The following is an 18,334-nucleotide window of genomic DNA, read 5'->3' as shown; positions in this document are numbered from 1 at the left end:
ATATTGTAAGTTTAAACGAACTTAGAGGTAAAGTAACAATTATCGATTTCTGGGCAGCTTGGTGTGGCCCTTGCCGAAAAGAAAACCCTAATGTTGTTCGAATTTATGAAAAATATCACGACCAAGGCTTAGAGATTATTGGTGTATCCTTAGACGGTCATAGCAGACAGCAAAATCCAAAAAAGGCATGGTTAGATGCTATAGAAAAAGATAAATTGACTTGGAATCATGTTTCTAATTTAAAATATTTCAATGATCCAGTGGCTCAACTTTATAATATATCTTCAATTCCTGCGACCTATATTTTGGACAGTACTGGAATAATTGTAGATAAAAACTTAAGAGGGAGAGCTTTAGAAAATAGAATTAAAGAGCTTCTCGAAAAGTAAAATATCTTATTGAGAAAGTCTACTTATTAAGTGGGTTTTTTTAATTCAATTTACCTGTTTTGTATAACACAAATAAAACAACTATTGGAATAGCTAATAAACCTATATGCCCTAAATCAGTTATAAACAAACTTGGCATTAGCAATAAGGTAACAACATAACCACCAATTGCGCCACCAAAATGTGCATCGTGGCCTATGTTTCCAATTCTGTTTTTCATGCCATAAATTGAATATAACAAATAACCAATCCCAAAGATATAACCTGGTATTGGTATTGGTATAAAAAACATGTACAGACTCATATCTGGTCGCAATAATATAGCAGCATAAAGAATTCCAGTTACAGCTCCACTAGCACCAACAGCACTATACCAATACTCTTCCTTATGAAAATAGAGTGATAACAGATTCCCGAAAATTAAGCTTACTAAATATATTATTATAAAATTAAACTGACCAAGTTCTACTATTACAGCGTCTGCAAAAAAGTAAAGCGTTATCATATTAAATAAAAGATGGGTAGTGTCTACATGTAAAAACCCAGAACTAAATATTCTAATCTGTTCTCCACGTCTAATATTCCCAATATTAAATTTGTACTTTTCAAAAAACAAACGATCTTTAAATCCTTTAAAAGAAATTACAACGTTTGCTGCAATAATAACTATGGTAACTAAACCCAAATTGTACATAAACTCTATTCTTATAAATCAAATATAATATATATTTGCCCATGCAAAACTAACATACTTTAATGCAACTTATTGCCTATATCCTTATTTATCCTATTCTTTGGTTAATTTCTATTTTGCCATTTAGATTGCTTTATGGATTATCTGATATACTCTGTTTTTTTATTTATAGAATTTTTGGTTACAGAAAATCAACAGTAAAAGAAAATTTAAGATTAGTTTTTTCTGATAAATCGGAAAAAGAAATTTCTGTAATTACTAGTAAGTTTTACCATCATTTTTGTGATATGATTGTAGAAGCTATTAAATCCTTAACTATTTCTGAAACTGAAATGAGAAAGCGTTGTACGTTTACCAATGTAAATTTAATTAATGATTTAGAAAAAAAACAAAGAAGTATCATTTTAATGTGTGCTCATTATGGTAGTTGGGAATGGATTTTTGTCCTACAAAAACACGTTAAGCATAAGGGTTATGCAGTGTACAAACGTTTAGCAAACAAACATTTTGATAAACTGGTAAAACGAATCAGAGCAAAATACAACTCGCATCTTATTACTACCAAAGAAACACTTACTATACTTAGGGAATCTAATAAAAAAGGTGAATTAACTATCAACGGATTTGTATCCGACCAATCACCTAAAGCCAATAAAGCATTTTATTGGAATGAGTTTATGGGCATTAAAGTACCTATGTATACTGGTGCAGAAATGTTGGCTAAAAAATTAGATATGACGGTTGTGTTTTTTAGCGTGAAGCGGCTAAAGCGTGGCTATTACGAGACGACATTTAAAACCATTTCTGAAAACCCAAAGGATTACAAGGATTACGAAATCACGGATATCTTTTTCAAACTGGTTGAAGAACAAATCTTAGAAGCACCACAATATTATCTTTGGACACATAAACGTTGGAAACATCGAGATAAAGTGCCTATTAAATTTCAATAAGACTTAAGCCTAAGTTAAATCAAACCAAACATCAACATTGGTAGCGTTACAAGGTTTATCGATTAAAGATTTATGAATAAACTCATTATTGCATTTTGAATATTTATAATCATTAGCCCAAACTTTGTGTTGTTTTGCCAAGTCTATAATACTATCGCAAACAAATTCTATTTCAGAATTAGTGGTTGTTGGGTGAATAGACATTCTAATCCAACCTGGTTTACGGACTAAATCTCCAATAGAAATTTCATTGGTTAATTCGTTAGACATTTTCTTGTCTACATGAAGTAAAAAATGACCATAAGTCCCAGCACAACTACAACCGCCTCGTGTTTGTATTCCAAATTTATCATTCAGCAATTTCACGCCTAAGTTAAAATGCAAATCATCTATATAAAATGAAATTACACCTAATCGTTCTTTATGTTGATCTGCAAGAATCTTAATATTAGAAATTGGATCTAATTTCTTAAAAATGGCATTGACCAATTCATGCTCGCGTTTTAACATATTGTCAACTCCCATTTGCTCTTTCAGCCTTACAGAAAGTGCCGTTTTAATAGTTTGAAGAAATCCTGGTGTGCCACCATCTTCTCTATCTTCAATATTCTCTATGTACTTGTGTTCTCCCCAAGGATTTGTCCAACTTACAGTTCCACCTCCCGGACAATCGGGCACCATGTTTTTATACAATTTTTTATTAAAAACCAAAACACCAGAAGAGCCAGGTCCTCCTAAAAATTTATGAGGCGAAAAGAAAATAGCATCAAGTTGTGCGTTCTTATCTTCAGGATGCATATCAATTGCTACATAAGGTGCTGAGCATGCAAAATCTACAAAACAAACACCGCCATGTTGATGCATTAATTTTGCAACATCGTGATGCGGTGTTTGAATTCCTGTTACATTAGACCCTCCACTAATAGAAGCAATCTTAATAGTACAATCTTTATATTGTATAAGTAATTTTTCTAAATTTTTAAGACTAAATAAGCCTTGATTATCTGGTGGAACCACCTCAACCTTCGCCATGGTTTCTAGCCAAGAAGTTTGATTAGAATGATGTTCCATATGTGAGACAAAAACTATAGGTCTCATTTCATCTGGAATTTTAGTATAATCTTTTAAATTCTCTGGTATTTTTAATCCAAGGATTCGTTGAAATTTGTTAACTACACCTGTCATACCATTACCAGACACTATTAAGACATCGTCCTCATTACAATTAACATGCTCCTTAATAATGTGTTTGGCTTTATAATAAGCCTTAGTCATTGCTGTACCAGAAACCGTTGTCTCAGTATGCGTATTCGCAACAAAAGGCCCAAAATCATTACATAGTTTTTCTTCAATGGGTCTATATAAACGACCAGAAGCAGTCCAATCGGTATAAATGATTTTTTGCTCACCATAAGGAGAAATAAAGGTTTGATCTTTACCAATAATATGCTTTCTGAACTGATTAAAATGTGCTTCTAAATCAGTAACTTCAGTTGTATGAGTTTCAGAAATCATTATTGTTTTTTTTTACAAATTTGAAAAAATAATTTGAAAGTTTGTTACTGCCCTATTGAGCGTAGTCGAAATACATTTAAGTATATCTTTTTCAGTTTCTCAAGTACTCTTGAAAAGACAGAAGATTTTTCTTCAAATTAAATTTCATTCAAAGATACTAAATATTAGCAATAGCATTTATTTCTGCAATAAAACTATCTGCTAAAGTATCTGCTGCTTCTTGTGATTGTGCTTCTGTATAAATTCTAATAATAGGTTCTGTATTACTTTTACGTAAATGCACCCAACAATCAGAAAAATCTATTTTAACTCCATCGATAGTCGTCAATTTTTCATGATTATAATTAGATTCTATAGTACTTAAAATCCCATCAACATTTAGTCCTGGCGTTAACTCTATCTTCTTCTTACTCATATAATAATTAGGATATGATGCTCTAAGTTCGCTTACCTTCATTTTCTTTTCGGCCAATAAACTTAAAAACAGTGCAACACCAACTAAAGCATCACGACCATAATGCGACTCTGGGTAAATAATACCTCCATTACCTTCACCTCCTATAACCACATTATTTTTCTTCATAAGCTCAACAACATTAACCTCTCCTACAGCACTAGCTTCATAAGTTCCGCCATGTTTTTCAGTAACATCTCGTAGTGCTCTTGTAGAACTCATATTACTAACGGTATTCCCAGATTTCTTACTCAATACATAATCAGCACAAGCTACCAATGTATATTCTTCCCCAAACATTTCACCTGTTTCATCCATAAAAGCCAAACGATCTACATCTGGATCTACAACAATACCAAAATCTGCACGCTCTTTTACAACAGCCTTTGCTAAATCACCTAAATGTTCTTTGAGCGGTTCTGGGTTATGAGGAAAATGACCTGTTGGATTACAATACAATTTTACAGGGTGAACACCTAAACGCTCCAATAATAAAGGAATAGCAATACCACCTGTAGAGTTTACACCATCTACTACTACTTTAAAATTGGCGGCTTCAATAGCTTTTTTGTTGACTAATGGTAACTCCAAAACCTCATCTATATGTATATCTATATAAGCTTCATTTTTTGTAATCCTTCCTAAATCATCAACTTCGGCAAAAATCATATCGCTAGATTCTGCTATTTCTAAAATCTTTTGACCTTCTGCACCATTCAAAAACTCCCCTTTTGCGTTTAAAAGCTTTAAAGCATTCCATTGCTTAGGATTATGACTTGCGGTTAAAATTATTCCTCCATCGGCATGTTCCATCGGTACAGCAATTTCTACGGTTGGTGTTGTAGATAAACCTAAATCAATAACATGAATTCCTAACCCTACCAAAGTGTTCATAACTAAATTCTGAATCATCTCACCAGAAATACGAGCATCACGACCAACTACAACTCTGTAGTTTTTCTTGTTGCGTTGTTGCATTAACCAAGTACCATAAGCTGCAGCAAATTTAACCGCATCAATCGGAGTTAAATTTTCTTCAACCGCTCCTCCGATAGTCCCTCGAATTCCTGAAATAGATTTTATTAAAGTCATATCTTTTTGTTTTGAGCAAATATAAATAGTTAATCCTATTTATATTAATAAGAATGAGTGAAATCAGTATTAAGAATAACTAATTTCACTCATGTTTTTATAAAAAAATTGCAATAAATTAATCTCGAAACTTATTCTTGAGTGACAAAAATTTCATTTCAAAATATTTATAAGATAAGTGCGAAACAAATATCGTCAACCCAATTACCAATAGGTTAATTAGAAGAATAACAACAACATCGTTTAATTCACTTAAAAACTCAACTTTCAGAAACACAAATAGCACTGCATAAATGACAGAGATGTGGTACATGTATATACCGTAAGAAACTTTCCCTAAATAATTAATCGCCTTATTTGTAACAGTAACACCAAAATTATTACAGCTAATACTATGTATAAATAGACCTAATAGAAGCATTGCCGTCACGTTCTTTAAAAATAAATTCTCAAAATTAAAAAGACCAGTTGTGTAATATAAAATGGTAAGAACTATAATTACTAAAGGGATTATTTTATTTGTCTTTAAGAATTCTAGCATATTCTTCTCGTCTAACACAGAGATTATACCTCCAAAGAACAAGAAGAAGTATAACATTCTGAATCTTGCAAAAAGCGCTATACCAGTAAAATGAAATAAAATTAAATAACCAACAGTAAAAATAATTAAGGCATTAAGTAACCAATGCTTTTTTATAAAATAAGAGAAAGGAGCTATCATTATATAAAATTGTTCTTCGATACCAATAGACCAAATCACCTGATGAATGGCACCAATTTCATATAAATCTGCATAAACATTAGGTAGAAAAAAAGTTGTTAATAATATAGCGTTATCCAATTCATAATTATAATCTGTAGTAAAACCCGTCTGAGGTAGTATTAGATGATTAAAAACAAAGCCAAAAACAACAATGAGATAATAGAGCGGAAAAATCCTCAGTATCCGTCTCATATAAAATTTCTTAATAGAAAAATGACCTTTCTCCTTCTCTAAATAAATAAGTCTAATAATTAAAAACCCACTTAAGGTAAAAAACATATAAACTGCCTCTGTACCTTTATGGAAAACGGGTAATTCATTATAAGAAGGTAAGCCCAGAGCTTTAGACAATAAAGCGACATGTTGTATTAAAACCAATGAGGCTAAAAAGAAACGCAGTACATCTAGGTTAGGTAAAATTTTCATGTTAGAATTGCTTTGGGACACCAAATTTAGATATTTTTAACAAATGAACTATTTAGCCCATATATATTTGTCAGGAGGTAAGAAACACACGACGATTGGTAATTTTATTGCAGATGGAATACGTGGTAACAAGTACAAAACCTATCCTGCTGAAGTTCAGATTGGTATCCAATTACACAGAGAAATTGATACTTTTACTGATGCACATCCCATTTTTAGAAAAAGCACAAAACGATTACACAAAGGATATAGTCATTATAGCGGAGTCATTGTAGATATTTTTTACGACCATTTTTTAGCTAAAAATTGGAGCACCTATTCCGATGTTCCTCTTGAAGATTATATAGATGACTTTTACAAAAATTTAATAGACCATATAGATATTCTTCCTCCACGAATTAAAAAAATGACACCAGTTATGATTGAAGGTAATTGGCTACTGAACTATGCAACTGTTGATGGTATTCAATTAGTTTTAGATGGTATGAATAAAAGAACTAAAGGCTTATCTAAAATGAATGAAGCCACAAAAGAACTCAAAGAACATTACGACACCTTTGAAAATGATTTCACTATGTTTTTTGAAGATCTTATAAAATTCAGCACAAAAAAACGCATAGAAATTGAGAAGCAATTCAATATATGAAACGATTATACATAGCCCTTATTATATTTTTAATAGCGTTTACGAGTTGTAAAAACGAAGAGAATTTATCCAATTCAAAAATCAATAACAGAGGAGTTTTTGCAAAAAAAGCAATGGTAGTTAGTGCAAGAGAAGAAGCGTCTAAAATTGGCGTAGAAATTCTAAAACAAGGAGGAAATGCTTTTGATGCTATGATGGCAACCGAAATGGCTTAGGCTGTGGCTTATCCTTATGCAGGCAATCTTGGTGGTGGAGGTTTTTTAGTCTATCGTTTGGCAGATGGTACTAAAGGAGCACTCGATTATAGAGAAAAAGCACCATTGGCAGCAACTAAGGATATGTACTTAGATGATAATGGAAATGTCATTAAAGATTTGAGTACGGTTGGCAGCATGGCTGTGGGAGTTCCTGGTACTATTGCAGGAGTTTTTGAAGCTCAAAAACGCTTTGGAAATCTAAAAGTGGCGACCATCCTAAAACCTGTTATAGCATTAGCAAAAAATGGATACATAATCACTAACAAACAAGAAAGACGAATTGCCAGTTACGATAGCATGTTTAAAGCTGTAAATGGAAAAGAAATCCTATACAATTATAAGCTAAAAACAGGTGATAACATTATCAATTTAGCATTAGCGGAAACACTTGAACGTGTTTCAAAAAATGGTAGAGATGAATTTTACAGAGGAAAAACCGCTATTAAATTAGTAGGTTTTCTTCAATCTAAAGGCAGTATTATTACACTTGAAGATTTGGCAAAATACGAAGCTAAATGGAGAGACCCTATTACCTTCAATTACGACGATTTAACCATCACATCCATGTCTCCGCCTTCTTCTGGTGGTATTTGTTTAAATCAAATTATGACCATGGTAAATCCATTTGACTTAAAAAAGTTTGGACACAATTCATTAAAAACAATTCAGGTTTTAGCTGAAGCCGAAAAGCGTGCGTATGCAGATCGTAGTTATTATTTGGGTGATCCAGATTTTGTAGATATTCCTGTAAAAAAGCTAACCAGCAATATGTATCTCGCGGAAAGGATGAAAAGTTTTTCATTTGGTAGTGCAACTTCTTTAGATTCAATTTCTCATGGAGACATTGTAGGTTACGAACATAATGAAACCACCCACTACTCTATTGTAGATCCGTTTGGTAATGCCATTGCAGTTACGACAACATTAAATGGAGGCTATGGTTCAAAACTTTTTGTAGATGAACTAGGCTTCTTTTTAAATAATGAAATGGACGATTTTAGCAGTAAACCAGGTGAACCCAACTATTACGGATTAATTGGTGCTGAAGCCAATAGTATAGCTCCAGAAAAGAGAATGTTAAGCTCAATGACACCTACAATTATAGAAAAGAATGGGGAATTATACATGTCAGTTGGCACACCTGGAGGCTCTACTATTATTACGTCCGTTTTACAAACCATATTAAATGTTCATGAATTTGAACTCACGATGCAAGAAGCTGTTAATGCTCCGCGTTTTCATAACCAATGGCTACCAGATGAAATACGAATGGAACCAAATTCGTTCGATAATAAACTCATTGCTCAACTCGAAGCTTTAGGATACACCATTAATGAAGAACGTTCACCAATCATAGGAATAGTCGATGGTATTTTAGTTCTAGAAGATGGCACGTTAGAAGGTGGAGCAGACAAACGTGGTGATGATACTGCTGTAGGGTTTTAATGCAATGTCATTGCGAGCAGAGCGCGGCAACCCCTTACATATTAGAATTAAGTTTTATGAGATTGCCACGTCCTTCGTCCTCGCAATGACAATTCAACACGGTTTTAACATTGTTTTAGAATTTCTACAAACTCTAAATCGTATATTTATAAACACCAAATTTCCAAACAAACCAACGCATTAAAACCAACCAAAAAATGAAACATCCGACTATAATGTTTAAATGTAAAGTTTAAAATATTTTGGATGTTCCATGTGACCATTTCAAAAATTTAAAAAATTTACACATGAAACAATTTATTTTTGTTATAGCATTCTGCTATTCACTATTCAGCTTTTCTCAAGGCACACAACTATTAAGACAACCAACATTACACGGAGACGACGTCGTTTTTGTTTATGCCAACGATTTATGGAAAGCGTCCGTAACCGGAGGCACTGCCATTAGACTGACCAGTGATGATGGTTATGAATCTAATCCTCATTTTTCAAACGACGGCAAACAAATTGCATTCACAGCACAGTACGACGGAAATGTAGATGTTTTTGTAATACCTGCTGATGGAGGAGAACCAAAACGACTCACCTATCATCCAAGTGGCGATTTTGTTCAAGGCTGGACACCAGATGGAAAAGTACTCTTTCGTTCTGGTAGAGAGAGTCAACCCACAATGACTAATAAATTCTTTACGGTTGCTACAAAAGGCGGACTTCCAGAAGCTTTAGATATTCCAAGAGCGGCTTATGGAGAATTATCTTCAGATGGAAAATACATCGCTTATACTCCAATTACAGGTTGGGATGCAGAATGGAGAAATTACAGAGGTGGACAAGCTATGCCAATTTGGGTTGTAGATATGAAAACGAAAGATTTAGTGAGAACATCGCAACCAACTGGTGAACGTCATTTAGATCCTGTGTGGTTAAATGGCATTGTGTATTTTATGTCTGAGCGTGATTTCACCATGAATATTTGGTCTTTCAATCCAAGTACAAAAGAAGAAAAGCAAATTACGTTTCATAAAAAGTTTGATGTTAAAAGTCTAGATTCTAGCACCAATAAAATTGTTTATGAGCAAGGAGGTTATCTTCATGTTTACAATCCTAGTTCTGGTGATACTAAACAATTAAATATTGAGGTTAAAGCCGATTTAAACTTCTACAGAACCAAGTGGGACAATGTTTCCGCTTTCAACTTAACAAATCCAAATGTGTCACCAAAAGGGAAGCGTGCTGTTTTTGAACATCGTGGTGAAATCTTTACTGTACCTAAAGAAAATGGTACTTGGAAAAATATCACCAACTCACCTGGTGTTGCAGACCGTAATCCTATTTGGTCACCTAAAGGTAATAGAATTGCATGGTTTTCTGACAAAGGTGGTGAATACCAATTAATGTTAGCAGACCAAGATGGTCAGAATGCTGAAGCCATTAAATTACCAAATCCTACCTTTTACTTTCAGCCAGACTGGTCACCAGATGGTAAACACATTGCTTATACAGATACACATTATAATATTTGGATTCTTAATTTAGAAACTAAGAAAACAAACAAAGTAGCAACTGATCGTTATGCACATCCTAACCGTTCTATGAATCCTGTGTGGTCTCCAGATAGTAAATGGATCGCTTTTGCTAAACAACAAGACAGTCACTTTAAAGCCATTTTTGCATACAATATCAACTCTAAGAAAACCATTCAAATTACTGATCCTTTAGCGGACGCTGTATCACCAGTTTGGGATGCTTCAGGCAAGTATCTATATACACTAGCGAGTACTAACTATGGTTTACAATCGGGTTGGTTAGACATGAGTAATTTTGATCCTGCTGCAAATTTAACACGAAGCTTATATGCCATTGTTTTAAGCGCAGAAGACGAAGCTCCTAATCTTCCAAAAAGTGATATGGAAGACATCAATAAAAAAGAAGATGACGATAAATCTGAAGACAAGAAAGATGATAAAAAAGAGTCTGATGCAGTTACAGTAACTATAAGCGAAAACGGTATTTTCGACAGAGCTGTAGCTCTAGACTTGCCAGCCAGAAATTATATAGCCTTACTTAAAGGTCCAAAAAACACTGTATTTATTGCAGAATCTATTCCGAATGCAGATGGATTAAAAATACATTCTTACGACGTCGAAAAAGAAAAAGCAACAGACTACGCAGATGGAGTATCTCAAATGGTTGCTTCAGAAGATAGAAAATCAATTTTGTTATTTCAAAATAGAAGTTGGGTCTTAACAAGTACAGCTGCAGCACCAAAACCTGGTAAAGACAACCTAAAAACAAACCTGAAAATTAAGCTCGACCCTAAAGCTGAAGCTCATCAGATCTTCAAAGAAGGCTGGAGATACATGCGCGATTTCTTGTATGTAGATAATGTACATGGTGCACCATGGAACGATGTTTATAAGTGGTATTCGCCTTGGATTAACCATGTACGTCATAGAACAGATTTAAATTACGTCGTTGATATTATGAGTGGTGAAGTGGCTGTAGGACATTCTTATGTTTCTGGTGGTGACTTTCCTAATTTAGATCGTGTTCCTGTTGGATTGCTAGGTTGTGATATTGAATTATCAAATGGAAATTACAGAATAAAAAAAATATTTAATGGAGAACGTTGGAATCCAAATTTAAAAGCTCCATTAGCACAACCAGGAATCAATGTCAATGAAGGAGATTATATTTTAGCCATTAATGGAACCAAACTTTCTGCTGCAGTTAACCCTTATAGTTTATTAGAGCAAACCTCTGGACGAGAAATTAATATTACAATAAACTCAAAACCATCTATGACAGATGCGAGAACCGTTTTAGTAAAACCAGTTGGTAGCGAACGTGGTTTAAGAACTATTGACTGGGTTGAAAGCAATCGCAGAAAGGTCGATGAACTCTCTAATGGTAAGTTGGCTTATGTTTATGTGCCAAATACAGGTGGTGGAGGTTTCACTTCTTTTAACCGTTACTATTTCTCGCAGCAAGATAAAAAGGGAGCTGTAATTGACGAACGTAATAATGGTGGTGGTTCTGCCGCTGATTATATGATTGATATTATGTCGCGTGAGTTGTTTGGTTATTTTAATAGTAAAGCAGGTGATAACAGACCTTGGACTACTCCAATGGCAGGAATTTGGGGACCAAAAATAATGTTAATCAATGAGCGCGCTGGTTCTGGTGGTGACTTATTACCGTACATGTTTAAAATGAAAAAGATGGGACTATTAATCGGAACAAAAACTTGGGGAGGATTAGTTGGTACTTGGGATACACCACGTTTTATTGATGGTGGAAGAATGGTAGCTCCTCGTGGAGGTTTCTATGATGTCAATGGAAAATGGGCTGTAGAAGGTGAAGGTGTCGCACCAGACATTGAAGTGATTCAAGAACCTAAGCTAACCTCTAAAGGCGAAGACCCTCAATTAGAACGTGCTGTAAAAGAAGCCATGAAACTGTTAAAAGGCAATGAATTTGAAATGAAACCAGAACCAAAAGCACCTGTGCGTTGGAAACGACCTGCTGGTTATAAATCTGATAATTAAGCTTTATTATATATATAAACTTCTCTATACAATTTTCTAAAGCTACGCTTTGGTATCTTCAATCAAAATATATTTTAATTTTGATAGTTTCAAAAATCACTCGAAGTGACGAATTACTTAATATATTATAACGTCAGTTCGAGTGAAATTGCTTTTATTTTTAGCAATTTTGTATCGAGAATTATTTAATAAAAACCATATCATTTTGGCTAAACCATCAAAAACAAAACGCATTCTAAAGATTATAGGAGGTATCATCATCTTCTTCACATTACCTACACTCCTACTCTTCGGATTCCTTTATTTAAAATTTAATGAAGATTTACCAGAAGGACAACAAGGTGCAGAAGCGGATCAACTAGCAATACAAATGCTAGAATCGTTAAACGAAGCTGCGTATTTAAATACTGATTATTTAGAATGGACTTTTAACGGCCGTCACCATTATAAATGGTACAAATCCGATAATATTTGTGAAGTTTATTGGGATAATTTTACGGTAATCCTCGATTTAGAAAATCACAAAAACTCTAAAGTCTTTGTTGCAGAACAAGAGTATAATGGTATAGAAAAACAAGATTACACCAATAAAGCTGAAGCCTACTTTAATAACGACTCTTTTTGGTTGGTTGCACCATACAAGGTTTTTGACAAAGGTGTAGAACGAAGATTAGTGAAAACAGAAGATAACACTGATGCACTTTTGGTGACTTACACTTCTGGCGGAACAACACCTAGAGACTCTTACTTATGGCATTTTGATGATTCCGGAAAACCTAAAAGCTATCAGATGTGGGTAGATATTTTACCAATAGATGGTTTAGAAGCTACATGGGAACAATGGACTACTACCGAAAGTGGTGCGCAGTTACCAACATTTCATAAACTTTTATTTTTAGGGTTAGAACTAAATGAAATTAAAACTCTTAAATTATAAACAATTGTTAATCAATGATTGACAATACTATAATTTTCATTTCTATTTTAGTTAAAATATATTAAATTTACAACTATAAAATTTTAATAAACAAAAATCATGAAACACCTCTACATTATTCTATTATTAATATTACCAATCTTTGGTTTTTCTCAAGGAGAATCTTTTTGGAAAAAAACAAATGATGTAAAATATCAACAAAACCAGTTACTAGAAAGAACCTCTACACCTTCAGAGTATAATATATTCACAGTAGATATTGAAGACTTAAAAAGTACTTTACAAACTGCTCCTAGTAGAGAATCTGGCTTTTCTTCAAATACTTTTGTTCAATTTCCAAATGAAAAAGGAGAAATGGAGAACTATGAAATCTATAATGCATCTATTATGGAAAGTAGTATCGCAGAAGAGCATCCCGAAATTCAATCTTATGTAGGTATTAATATAGACAATCCAGGAACTACAATACGCTTTACTACTACTGTATTTGGGTTTCATGCTATTATTCATGCTATTGGCAAAACTTTTTATATAGATCCTTTTACTAAGGATCTTAAATCTTACGTTTATTACGCAAAGCAAGATCTTACATCAGATATAGAAAGAATAGGTTGTCAAGTAACAGAAAATTCAGAGCTAAATAGAGCGAATGAGACCAATGAAAATATCGCATTTAGAAATGCAAATGATGGCGTATTAAGGACATTCCGTTTAGCATTAGCATGTACACAAGAGTATGCAAACTATCATGTTAATGCTGCTGGGCAAGCTGCTGCAACCGATGCTGTAAAAAAAGCGACGGTTTTAGCTGCAATGAATGTAACGATGACAAGAGTTAATAGTATTTTCGAAAGAGACTTAGCCTTAACAATGACATTAGTAAATAACTTAAGTATTATTTTCTTGGCTGAGAATGATGGCTACACTGATAATAATGCTGGTGCATTACTCGGTCAAAACCAAGCAATTATAGACGCAAATATTGGAACTGCAAATTACGACATCGGTCATGTATTTACTACTGGTGGTGGTGGTGTAGCCATTCTTGGTGGTATTTGTTATAGTAATGCAAAAGCTCAAGGTGTCACAGGATCTCCAAATCCTGTAAACGATCCATTTGATATAGATTTTGTAGCTCACGAATTGGGTCATCAATTCGGTGCTAACCATACATTTACTGGTGGGCAAGGAAGTTGTGCTGGCGGAAGCAGAAATGCAGTAACAGCTGTAGAGCCAGGAAGTGGAACTACAATTATGGCATATGCAGGTATTTGTGGTTCTGACAATGTACAAGGAAATAGTGACGATCATTTCCACGCTATTAGTATTGATGAAATGTGGGCAAGAATTACTTCTTTTACACAACCAACATGTTCTACCAATACACCAAACGGAAATACTGCACCAACCGTAAATGCAGGTAGTAATTATACAATTCCTTTTGGAACTGCATTTACACTAAATGGTACGGCTACTGACGTAAACGGTACGGCTTTATCATATTGCTGGGAACAAGTTGACCCTGGCGTCACAACAAATGTTCCTTCAACCACAAGTACTACTGATCCACAATTTAGATCATACTCTCCAAAAAGCACGGGAGATCGTACATTCCCTCAATTAAGTGATATTTTAAACGACAATTTAACTCCTGCTTGGGAAGTGATTCCTAATGTAGCACGAAATATGGATTTCGCTTTAACTGTAAGAGATAATGGTTCACCTAATGGTGGGCAGACTAATAGAGACGACATGAGAGTTAATGTTGCAAATACAGGCCCTTTTATTGTAACTGCACCAAATACAACAAATTTTAGTTATACTCAAGGAAGCACAAATACTATAACTTGGGATGTTGCTGGCACTACAGCTAACGGCATCAACGCATCTAATGTAAATATATTATTATCTACAGATGGCGGACAAAATTTTGATACAGTTTTAGCAAGTAATACACCAAATGATGGAACACAGTCTATTACGTTTCCATCTCTACAAGAACCTTATTGCAGAATAAAAATTGAAGCTGCGGGCAATATTTTCTTTGCAATTTCTAAGTCATTTTCTATTGGTGCCACCGTAAATACGGTAACTACTTGTAACAACTATACAACTGGAGCAATTACAACTGCAATACCAGATGGTGTTGGTGCAAACCAACAAGGTGCAGCTATATTTGTTCCTGTAACGGTTACAGAATCAACACCAATCACTGATATTAGAGTAAGTGTGGATGCAACACATAGTTATGTAGGAGATTTACTTATGCAATTACAAGCACCAAATGGTCTTGGGTTTTCAAATATTTGGGCTAGAACTTGTAATAGCGCTCAATTTGGAAACATTGATGTTACATTTAAAGATGGTGAATCAGCAATTGTGTGTGCAAATCCAACAGTTGGTACTTATGCACCTGAAAACGCAATGTCTTTATTTAATGGAGGTAATCCTTCTGGAGTTTGGAACTTAGTATTTGTTGATTTCTACAATGGAGACACTGGAGTTGTAAATGAGTGGTCTATAGAATTGTGTACAACAACTACAACGGTTACCTTAGGTACTGAAGATTTTGAATTGAATAATTTTGCACTCTATCCTAATCCAAACAAAGGTGACTTTACATTAAAGTTTAATTCTAACTCTGGTAAAGATATAGATATGAAAGTTTATGATATTTCTGGAAAGTTAATATATACTAAAGCCTATAACCCAACTTCTAACTTTGAAGAAAATATTTCTTTAAAAAATATAAGTTCTGGTATCTATTTAATGACCGTTAGTGATAAAGATAAATCTATAACTCGAAAACTTATTATCGAATAAACTATAGAATTTTATACAATAAAAAACTCCGAAAATTATCATTTCGGAGTTTTTTATTTTTAAATATGAAAGCTAAAAATTACTTTAGAAATATCTCTTAAACTGTGTAAGTTTATGAAATATTGCCAAATAAAAACTATTTTACTATTATTGACAAGACACAGAACTAGGCAATTTGTTTATTTTACTATTCCATTCAAAAGGTTGCCATGTTTTACTCTCAATGCACAATAGATTATCTTTTTTTACCTTTTGGTTTCACCTCTTTTAGCTTTACATAAATAAGTTTCATACGTCCTCTTGAGTCTTCACGTCTTTCAATTTCAAAAGCAGATATAGATTTTATTAAAGGTGTTAATTTTTGAAAGCCATAGTTTCTAGAATCAAAATTGGGTTGTTTCTTTTGTAGTAAGCTTCCAACGTCGCCCAAAAAAGCCCAACCATCATCATCTGCAACATCATCGATTGTTGCTGCAATAAACCGAATCTCTTTTTTAGTTATTATATCGTAGTCATTTTTAGTAGTTGTTGTGGTCTCTGTAGACTCTAATTCACTTTCAGATGCTTGATGTTTTAAAATCTCTATATAAATAAATTTATCGCAAGCCACTATAAAAGGGTTTGGTGTTTTTTTCTCACCAATACCATACACTGCCATACCTGCCTCTCGTAAACGGGTTGCTAAACGTGTAAAATCACTGTCGCTAGACACTAAACAAAAACCATCTACTTTCTCTGAGTACAAAATATCCATAGCATCTATAATCATTGCGGAATCTGTAGCATTCTTCCCAGTAGTGTAACCATATTGCTGTATGGGTGTTATAGCATTTTCTAACAACACATTTTTCCATTTAGATAAATGTGGTTTGGTCCAATCTCCATATATACGTTTTAGAGTTGGGTTGCCATATTTTGCAATTTCTTCCATCATTTCTTTTACATAGGCAGATGGTATATTATCACCATCAATAAGTACTGCTAATTTAATATCCATTTATTTTGAATGTATTATATAGTTGTTTATAAAGATACTGGCTTTAATGCAAAAAACCACTTTATAATTAAGTGGTTTTAGTAAACAGTGCTTAAAATTATTAAGAACGACTCGCCTTTTTAACCCTTTTTGCAGCTTTTTTTTCTTTAGGTGTTAATGATGCCTCTTTTTTTACATTTTTCTTTGAGTCTTGTGATTTTGCCATGATATTTGTTTTAGAATTATGCTTTAAAATTTCAGTCTAAGTGTAGTAAAAAAAATGGCATTATCAATTGAACCATCATCTCTCTTTAATCTGTTATTGCGAGAGCCTGTTGTAAGGAACGAAGCAAACTCTAAGCAATCTCATGATGCTTTAACACTAAAATTGATGTGCCAATTATACATGTACAATTGTACAACCTTTTCTGAAATTCCAAAAAAACCTTAATGGTATCACGCTTAAAATATACAAGTCAACCGTTCACCTTTTAGAATTAGTAGTACTAAAACAACAACTAAGTTCTATAAAATGCTCTATGAATACCCAAAACAATACTAGCATAAAAATCAAATCGTATTTCAAATTGTTTTGTATGTGATAAATTAAAAAACCAATCTGTTTTAACCAAATAGTCCTCACAATTTCTATACATCGCGTATTTTGAAATTTTACACTTGCTAAGATCATTCATGCGTTCAATCATAATATTTATCTCTCTAACAGGAAGGTATGCATCTATTGTGGTTAAGTATAAACAATGGTTGATAGACGCTTCTAAATCTTTAAACTAAACCACTATGGACTCAAAGTCCATAGGTTTTTAAATCTGACTAAAGTCAGCAGTACGCGATTACTCAAGTATAAAAGAATCTGTATCATTGTTTGATTTACGATGATGTTCTAAATATTCATTTACCATTTTATCTGTAATATTCCCAGTACTCCAGCAACCAAATCCTATCGCCCAAAAATGACGTCCCCAATATCGCTTGTGTAATTGTGGAAAATCTTGTTGTAATCGACGGGAACTTCTTCCTTTCATTTTCTTTACTATACTACTTATATCTTGCGATGGACGATATTCTATATGCATATGAACGTGGTCTTTGCTAACAACACCTTTCAAAATATTTATACCTTCTGCATCACAAATCTGTATCAATATTGATCTACACTTGTTTTGAATATCACCTTCTAAAACCGAATAACGATATTTTGTACTCCAAACTATATGAACTGTTAACCTAGAAACCGTATGCCCATTTACTCTTTGTTCTGACATAGAACAAAGATATAAATTTTTAGAAGCTAAAGCGAGATGCACTAAAGTGCATAGTTTTAACTAAATTTGAGACCAATAAATTTAATGTTTTAATTATTCCGAATGGATCTTACAGAAGTGTTCTTAATG

Annotated in this window: 13 protein-coding genes and 1 pseudogene; 8 read left to right on the top strand and 6 right to left on the bottom strand. The window is 33.5% G+C overall.

What is annotated here, in order from left to right:
* Positions 1-389: TlpA disulfide reductase family protein (locus AAC053_RS10145; RefSeq protein WP_339755901.1), on the top strand; the 389-nt coding region annotated here is incomplete at its 5' end.
* A gap of 40 nt (positions 390-429) precedes the next feature.
* Here AAC053_RS10145 and AAC053_RS10140 read toward each other — a convergent pair.
* Entirely contained in the window at positions 430-1,083 is a 654-nt protein-coding gene (locus AAC053_RS10140) for a rhomboid family intramembrane serine protease (RefSeq protein ID WP_339755899.1), read from the bottom strand.
* A 62-nt stretch (positions 1,084-1,145) separates the two neighbouring features.
* Here AAC053_RS10140 and AAC053_RS10135 point away from each other — a divergent pair, with 62 nt between their 5' ends.
* Positions 1,146-2,036, top strand: a complete 891-nt coding sequence (locus AAC053_RS10135; RefSeq protein ID WP_339755897.1) for a lysophospholipid acyltransferase family protein — start codon at positions 1,146-1,148, stop codon at positions 2,034-2,036.
* Positions 2,037-2,045: 9 nt separating this feature from the next.
* Here the strand turns inward: AAC053_RS10135 and AAC053_RS10130 are convergent, their stop codons facing one another.
* The 3 genes from AAC053_RS10130 to AAC053_RS10120 all read right to left on the bottom strand — a co-directional run bounded on the left by AAC053_RS10130 (position 2,046) and on the right by AAC053_RS10120 (position 6,286).
* On the bottom strand, positions 2,046-3,551 hold the full coding sequence (locus tag AAC053_RS10130) for an aminotransferase class V-fold PLP-dependent enzyme (RefSeq protein ID WP_339755895.1): 1,506 nt from the start codon (positions 3,549-3,551) through the stop codon (positions 2,046-2,048).
* 157 nt (positions 3,552-3,708) lie between these two features.
* Complete coding sequence (glmM, locus tag AAC053_RS10125; protein ID WP_339755893.1) at positions 3,709-5,097, bottom strand: phosphoglucosamine mutase; 1,389 nt, start codon at positions 5,095-5,097, stop codon at positions 3,709-3,711.
* Positions 5,098-5,215: 118 nt separating this feature from the next.
* On the bottom strand, positions 5,216-6,286 hold the full coding sequence (locus AAC053_RS10120) for an acyltransferase (RefSeq protein WP_339755892.1): 1,071 nt from the start codon (positions 6,284-6,286) through the stop codon (positions 5,216-5,218).
* Between the two features lie 43 nt (positions 6,287-6,329).
* Between AAC053_RS10120 and AAC053_RS10115 the strand changes: the two genes are divergently transcribed.
* From AAC053_RS10115 to AAC053_RS10095, 5 genes and pseudogenes are all read left to right on the top strand, one after another.
* Complete coding sequence (locus AAC053_RS10115) at positions 6,330-6,932, top strand: acyl carrier protein phosphodiesterase (RefSeq protein WP_339755890.1); 603 nt, start codon at positions 6,330-6,332, stop codon at positions 6,930-6,932.
* Positions 6,929-8,635: pseudogene (gene ggt, locus AAC053_RS10110) on the top strand (gamma-glutamyltransferase). Before AAC053_RS10115 ends, ggt begins: the two are co-directional and overlap by 4 nt.
* A 287-nt stretch (positions 8,636-8,922) precedes the next feature.
* Complete coding sequence (locus AAC053_RS10105; protein WP_339755888.1) at positions 8,923-12,183, top strand: PDZ domain-containing protein; 3,261 nt, start codon at positions 8,923-8,925, stop codon at positions 12,181-12,183.
* A gap of 205 nt (positions 12,184-12,388) precedes the next feature.
* Positions 12,389-13,120 carry a hypothetical protein gene (locus AAC053_RS10100; protein ID WP_339755887.1) on the top strand — a complete coding sequence of 244 codons (732 nt, stop codon included), beginning with the start codon at positions 12,389-12,391 and terminating at the stop codon, positions 13,118-13,120.
* Between the two features lie 99 nt (positions 13,121-13,219).
* The gene (locus AAC053_RS10095) at positions 13,220-15,943 is read left to right on the top strand and encodes a zinc-dependent metalloprotease family protein (RefSeq protein ID WP_339755885.1); all 2,724 of its coding nucleotides are present in this window, start codon (positions 13,220-13,222) and stop codon (positions 15,941-15,943) included.
* Between the two features lie 235 nt (positions 15,944-16,178).
* Here AAC053_RS10095 and AAC053_RS10090 read toward each other — a convergent pair whose 3' ends face one another.
* On the bottom strand, positions 16,179-16,940 hold the full coding sequence (locus AAC053_RS10090; RefSeq protein WP_339755883.1) for an NYN domain-containing protein: 762 nt from the start codon (positions 16,938-16,940) through the stop codon (positions 16,179-16,181).
* Between the two features lie 259 nt (positions 16,941-17,199).
* Between AAC053_RS10090 and AAC053_RS10085 the strand changes: the two genes are divergently transcribed.
* Positions 17,200-17,370 (top strand): hypothetical protein, encoded by a 171-nt coding sequence (locus AAC053_RS10085; protein WP_339755882.1) that lies wholly within the window; start codon positions 17,200-17,202, stop codon positions 17,368-17,370.
* A gap of 403 nt (positions 17,371-17,773) precedes the next feature.
* On the opposite strand, the gene tnpA is transcribed toward AAC053_RS10085, so the two are convergent.
* A complete protein-coding gene (gene tnpA / locus AAC053_RS10080; RefSeq protein ID WP_339755881.1) occupies positions 17,774-18,205 on the bottom strand; it encodes an IS200/IS605 family transposase in 432 nt (143 codons plus the stop codon).
* Positions 18,206-18,334: the final 129 nt, after the last annotated feature.

This window comes from uncultured Winogradskyella sp. (genome assembly GCF_963975125.1).
In the GTDB taxonomy this organism is placed as follows: domain Bacteria; phylum Bacteroidota; class Bacteroidia; order Flavobacteriales; family Flavobacteriaceae; genus Winogradskyella.
Note: the sequence above shows the minus strand (reverse complement) of the source record. Positions and strands in the feature narration are given on the sequence as shown.